The organism is Vibrio sp. YT-18, from assembly GCF_033337345.1.
Lineage (GTDB): Bacteria > Pseudomonadota > Gammaproteobacteria > Enterobacterales > Vibrionaceae > Vibrio > Vibrio alginolyticus.
Genome location: NZ_JAWOQO010000058.1, coordinates 1 through 2,108, shown reverse-complemented (window position 1 = coordinate 2,108; position 2,108 = coordinate 1). Strand labels below are relative to the sequence as shown.

Annotated in this window: 2 protein-coding genes; one reads left to right on the top strand and one right to left on the bottom strand. The window is 41.6% G+C overall.

What is annotated here, in order from left to right; genetic code table 11:
• Positions 1–131: 131 nt before the first annotated feature.
• Positions 132–1,049: a UDP-3-O-acyl-N-acetylglucosamine deacetylase gene (gene lpxC / locus R7M72_RS24205; RefSeq protein ID WP_005381871.1), complete on the top strand. Its 918-nt coding sequence runs from the start codon at positions 132–134 to the stop codon at positions 1,047–1,049.
• Between the two features lie 113 nt (positions 1,050–1,162).
• Here the strand turns inward: lpxC and R7M72_RS24200 are convergent, their stop codons facing one another.
• Positions 1,163–1,621, bottom strand: a complete 459-nt coding sequence (locus R7M72_RS24200; protein WP_033906094.1) for a DUF721 domain-containing protein — start codon at positions 1,619–1,621, stop codon at positions 1,163–1,165.
• Positions 1,622–2,108: the final 487 nt, after the last annotated feature.

The window sequence follows — 2,108 nt, the reverse complement described above, 5'->3', positions numbered from 1 at the left end:
CCGGCATTTTTGCGTCGTCAGGCTGATTAATCTTTAACCCATAAATTTGACATGGCTCAAAATTATGGTAGCATTCACGGTCGACGTTACAGACGGCCGTGTTTTGTAGCAAATTTTTGAGAGGCAAGCAGATGATCAGACAACGTACTCTGAAAGAAATAGTGAAAACAACTGGTGTGGGTCTCCACTCTGGTCGTAAAGTCACACTTACTCTGCGCCCGGCTGCTGCAAATACAGGTATCATTTACCGTCGTACAGATGTAAATCCACCTGTAGATTTTCCAGCTGATCCAGCTTCGGTTCGTGACACCATGCTTTGTACTGCATTGGTAAACGATGAAGGTGTGCGTATTTCAACTGTTGAGCACTTGAATGCGGCACTTGCTGGTATGGGCATCGATAACATTGTTGTCGAAGTAGACGCACCTGAAATTCCGATCATGGATGGTAGTGCAAGCCCATTTGTATACTTGCTACAACAAGCAGGTATCGAAACGCAAAATGCGCCAAAACGCTTCATCCGCATCAAAAAGCCAGTTCGTTTTGAAGATGGTGATAAATGGGCAGAATTTGTACCATTTAACGGCTTCCGTATGGACTTCGAAATTGAGTTTAATCACCCAGCGATTGAATCAGACGAGCAACGTTTGCTGTTTGATTTCTCGTCAAAAGGCTTTGTTCGTGAGATTTCTCGAGCACGTACGTTTGGCTTTATGCGTGATATCGAATATCTACAATCTCAAAACCTAGTTTTGGGTGGTAGTTTTGACAATGCTATCGTTTTGGATGATTACCGTATTCTTAATGAAGAAGGTCTACGCTTTGAAAATGAGTTTGTGACTCACAAAGTGTTGGATGCGATTGGTGACCTTTACATGTGTGGCCACCCAATCATTGGTGAATTCCGTGCCTTTAAATCTGGCCACGGTTTAAATAACCAACTGTTACGTGCTGTTCTTGCAGATCAGGAAGCGTGGGAGTGGACTACATTCGAAGAAGAAGTCGGCTCACCAGTAGCATTCGCAGAACCAAATATGGTGCTTGCGTAAATACTTGGCATTAGAATTAATAAAAAACCAGGCTTATGCCTGGTTTTTTGCTATTTGGCTTTAATCCTGGATTTATCAATAACATTCAAGCTTTCAGCATATTGAAATAACGTTCACTTACGATCTTCCTTTTCTGCCATATCGGCTAATCGTTTTAAACGCTCTTGAATTTTCGGTGGCGCCATGTCGGCAATCGTCATTAATGACTTTGCTGCAGATTCGGTTAGTGGTGGACGCTTAGGTCTGTCGTCTTGTTGAAAGCGGTTTCGATATAGTGAAGGATTGATCCTCACTTCAACGCTCATCAGCTTGGCAAAGCCTTGAGTACGAAGTTTATTTAGGATCATGAGGCGATCGTAATCGATCTTCATTTTGATCGCGGCACTAGAGACATCGATCAATAGATGGCCGTTACGAACATTCGCTACTCGGCAATGATCGGCCGTCCCCGTGGGTAAGACCTCTTGCAAAGCTTGGTTAAGCTGTAAGATTTCTCCAGCATGTTCTTGAATCTGCTTGAACTGTGACTCAGCAATAACATCTTCAGTCGAGGTTGGACGGTGATCACGCATAGGTAAAATCTAATTTTGTTGAGATATAGCTATTCTAGAGCAGCTTTCTATCAAGGTATAGTTTACATTAACGTCTTTAGCTTCAGTTTTACAATGTAGCAAGGTAAAAAGCAAAGTTTGCTCTGGATGGATTACACATATTGCGGTATGCAATATCGGCTAATCAGTCACCACTTTAAGTAAAAACTTCAGAGTGCTTCAAACAAATACGTCTATTTATGGTTGTATCGATTAAAAATCCTTACACTAAGCCACATTGTTTCAAAACTTAGCCTTGAAATATGGATGTTTGAACTCAATATCTTTGATAAATGATTTATCTCAGTATTCTTAGTTCCAAACTGGCAGAGACTGAAGGCATTATGAGTAGATCGGGAACGGTCTGAATAAAGAGAGATTCACGAAAAATGATAACTAAGCTACTGACAAAAGTGATTGGCAGTCGCAACGACCGAACACTGCGCCGCCTTAGAAAAATTGTAAAAGA

What these genes read in the sequence shown, in the direction of transcription:
- R7M72_RS24200 (WP_033906094.1), bottom strand. Translation starts at nt 1,621, where the DNA reads ATGCGTGATCACCGTCCAACCTCGACTGAAGATGTTATTGCTGAGTCA.
- lpxC (WP_005381871.1), top strand. Translation starts at nt 132, where the DNA reads ATGATCAGACAACGTACTCTGAAAGAAATAGTGAAAACAACTGGTGTG.